Genomic DNA, 3,523 nt, shown 5'->3' on the forward strand with positions numbered 1-3,523 from the left:
CCTCGCGACCGGCCACGTCGATGGTCAGATCCCCGATCCTCCGCAGACGCGCGTCCACCGGGGTGGTGCCCGCGGACCCGGCGGCCGCCACCTCGTCGTCGTACCCGGTCACGGGACCCCGCGGTCTGCGCAACATCGCCTGGATCCTGGCCATGAGCTCGCGGGGGCTGAACGGCTTGGTCATGTAGTCATCCGCGCCGACGGACAGCCCGATCAGTGTGTCGACCTCGTCGGTCCGGGCGGTGAGCATCACTACGTACGCGTCGGAGTGCGCCCTGATCCGCCGGCACACCTCGACCCCGTCCAGCCCCGGCAACCCCAGGTCCAGGACGATCACGTCCGGGTCCACCGACCGCGCCAACGTGACCGCCTCGGCACCGTCGCCGGTGACGGTGACCTCGAATCCGTCGCGACGGAGATACGAGGCGACCAGGTCCGCGAGGGACTGCTCGTCGTCGACGACCATCGCCCGCAACCCCGTGGGCGGGCGCGGCACGGGATCGGGTGCACCGGCCTGTCCGTGGTCGCCAGGGCTGGGGGTCATGGGTCCCATCATCGCGCCCCTCCTGCGGTTCCGCCGCCCCCGCGACGGCCTTGACCAAACCTTCACACGACCTCCATCCGGAGCGCCGGACCCGACGGGCAGGATGGTTCCCAGCAGTCCGGGCGCCCGGCCGCTCCGTTCGAAAGGACCTCGACGATGACCAGCAGGATCTTCCTCGCCGCCGCAGCCGTGGCCGTCCTCACGCTCTCCGCCTGTGCCGACGACGGCGACGACACGACGGCCACGACGCCGGCCACGACCACCACCGCCGAGGACGGCGCTCCCGCGACCACCGAGGAGGGCGACGCGTCCGAGCACTCCGCCGCCGACGTGCGGTTCGCGCGGATGATGATCCCGCACCACGAGCAGGCCATCGAGATGAGCGACATCATCCTGGCCAAGGAGGGTGTCCCCGACGACGTCCGCGAGCTGGCCGAGGAGATCAAGGCCGCGCAGGGCCCGGAGATCGAGCAGCTCGACGAGTGGCTCGAGGAGTGGGGCGAGCCCGGCATGGGCCGCGGCGATCATGGCGACCACATGGGCGATCACATGGGCGACCACATGGGTGACGCCGGCGAGATGCGCATGATGGACGGCATGCTCTCGCCGCAGGAGATGCGGGAGCTGGCCGACGCCGAGGGTACCGACGCCGCGCGGTTGTTCCTGGAGCAGATGATCGTCCACCACGAGGGCGCGATCGACATGGCCGAGGACCAGGTGGATAACGGCACCCACCCGCAGGCGGTCGAGCTGGCCCGGGCCATCATCGACACCCAGCAGCGGGAGATCGATCAGATGCGTGAGATGCTCGCGGGCCTGTGACCGTGGTGAGTGTTCTGTCGATTGTGCCCCGCCCGTCCGCGCGCCGTCGCGCCCTGCTCGCGGCCGTGGTCGCGGGGTCGCTGGCGCTGACCGCCTGTACCTCGGCGGAGCCGGAGCCGGACTCCACGCCCGATCAGGCCGCGGCCACCCTCGTCGAGCAGCACGATCTGGAGGGGCTGGACGCCCGCCAGGTGATCGAGCGACTCGACACGATGCCCGTGGCCGAGCGGCCCGACGACCTGTGGGCCTCCGTCGAGCCGGACCAGCTGGTGCTCAGCGATCCCACCGGCGGGTTCGAGGAGACGGCGCTGCCGATGCCGGCCGACGAGTTCTACCTCTCCGTGGCCCCGTACCGGACCTATACGCACGACTGCTTCTTCCACAGCCTCACCACGTGCCTCGGTGAGCTCGGCGGCGAGACCGTGCAGGTGACCGTGACGGACGAGGCGACCGGGCGGACCGTCCTCGACGAGACCCGCACGACCTACGACAACGGCTTCGTGGGCCTGTGGCTCCCGCGCGACCTCACCGGCACGCTGACCATCGAGCACGACGGCGACTCGACGACGTCGCCGGTCTCGACCGGCGGAGACGACCTGACCTGTCTGACCACGATGCAGGTGGCGTAGGCGCCGCACCCGTCACACCGACTCAGCTGCACCATGGGGCGACCCGCCATCCGGTTCACACCCGCGACACGCCGCCGGATTTGACGCAATAGATCCCGGGCCGGCCGCGTTGCAGGACGGGAGCTTCCTCCCCTCAGCGCCCGGTCAATCGAGCGCCCTGTCCCGGTGGATCCGCGTCGACCGGCCGGTTCTGTACCTGCAGCCCGGGGCGTCGGCCGAGGTGGTCGCGACGATCTCCGTGCCCGCCGAGGCCCCGGATGCCGAGCAGTACGCGGTGATCTGGGCGTCCCACACCTCCGCGGCCCCGGGCGGGAGCGCGACCGGATCGGGTACTGGGTCGGTGGGCTCAGCGGGGTCGGTGGGGTCGGAGGCCGGATCGCTCGGGTCGGTCGGGTCCTCCGGGGGCGGTTCGGGCTCGCACGAGGCCGGCCTCGACCGGATCTCCCGCGTCGGGGTCCGCGTCTACCTCTCCACCGGCGCGGGCGACGACCCCGGGTCGGGTTTCGAGATCGTCGATCTCCGGCCGGTCTGGACCGCGCTCGGGGTGGCCGCCTTCCTCGCGACCGTGTCCAACACGGGACGACGGGCGATCGACGTGGCCGGCACCCTCGACCTCACCGGCGGGCCCGGCGGGTTGGCGACCCCACCGATCGCAGCGGAGCCCGTCACGATCGCTCCCGGCGAGACGGCCGAGGTCCGATTCCCGCTGTCGGCGGACCTGCCGGTCCCCGCCGGCGAGTGGAACGCGACCGTCGCTCTGGCGAGCGGCGCCGAGAAGCAGACGCGAGCGCAGGACCTCACCCTTCCCTCGCCTGACGACGGACCCACCCCGGACGCGTGGACCGGTGCCACCTCCGCCACGGTCCGCCCCCTGGGGGCCGGTGTGGCACTGGTGAGCCTCCTCGCGGTGCTGCTCGTCTGGTTACTCGTCCACAGACGCCGGGAGAGCGGTGGCTCGTAGGGGTAGACCCTGACGACCCGGCCGGGCGCGCTGCAGGGGTCCCCCGATCTTCTCCCGGATTTCCGTTCCGCCCCGGGTGAGCGGCGCGCGGCCGCGGCTAGGGTGACCCCGACGTCAGTCGAGTCGCCTCTCCCGCACCGTGAAATGAGACGCCATGAACGAGCAGTTCCCCTACCGGCCCGACGAGTCCTCGGACGCCGGTCGGGACCGCCTTCCGGCGCCCACGGACCAGTTCGCCCCCATCCAGAGGTTCCCCCCTGAGCAGTTCCCGACGGAACGGTTCCCGACGGAGCAGTTCCCGACCCGCCCGGCCGCCGGGCCCGCCGAACCCCTGGCGCACGAGGGCGGTCTGCCCTACGGCAACTCACCCGCCGCGCCGTACCGCCCTGACCAGGACTTCGCCCCCCGGCATCTGGGAGCGCCACCCGCGTTCGACAACGACCCCTTCGTTCCCGGCCCGTACCGGCCGTACCTGCCGCAGCACCTCATGCCGCAGCACGTCATGCCCCAGCAGTACCCTCCCCAGCCCTTCATGCCGCAGCCCTTCATGCCGCAGCCGTACCCGAT

The 3,523-nt window shown here is 71.9% G+C and carries 4 protein-coding genes and 1 pseudogene; 4 read left to right on the forward strand and 1 reads right to left on the reverse strand.

The features are described 5' to 3' along the window. Positions 1 to 466: response regulator transcription factor (locus G6028_RS04955; RefSeq protein WP_241730548.1), on the reverse strand; the 466-nt coding region annotated here is incomplete at its 3' end. 234 nt (positions 467 to 700) lie between these two features. Between G6028_RS04955 and G6028_RS04960 the strand changes: the two genes are divergently transcribed. The 4 genes and pseudogenes from G6028_RS04960 to G6028_RS04975 form a co-directional block, all read left to right on the forward strand. After that, positions 701 to 1,366 carry a DUF305 domain-containing protein gene (locus G6028_RS04960; protein WP_182658230.1) on the forward strand — a complete coding sequence of 222 codons (666 nt, stop codon included), beginning with the start codon at positions 701 to 703 and terminating at the stop codon, positions 1,364 to 1,366. Positions 1,367 to 1,389: 23 nt separating this feature from the next. Beyond that, positions 1,390 to 1,995, forward strand: a complete 606-nt coding sequence (locus tag G6028_RS04965; protein WP_259846537.1) for a CueP family metal-binding protein — start codon at positions 1,390 to 1,392, stop codon at positions 1,993 to 1,995. Positions 1,996 to 2,104: 109 nt separating this feature from the next. Continuing rightward, positions 2,105 to 2,956, forward strand: a complete 852-nt coding sequence (locus G6028_RS04970; protein WP_182658232.1) for a hypothetical protein — start codon at positions 2,105 to 2,107, stop codon at positions 2,954 to 2,956. Positions 2,957 to 3,110: 154 nt separating this feature from the next. Then, positions 3,111 to 3,523 (forward strand): annotated as a pseudogene (locus G6028_RS04975) (hypothetical protein); the annotation flags it as partial.

Origin of the sequence: Dietzia cercidiphylli, from assembly GCF_014145145.1 — a bacterium.
Lineage (GTDB): Bacteria > Actinomycetota > Actinomycetes > Mycobacteriales > Mycobacteriaceae > Dietzia > Dietzia natronolimnaea.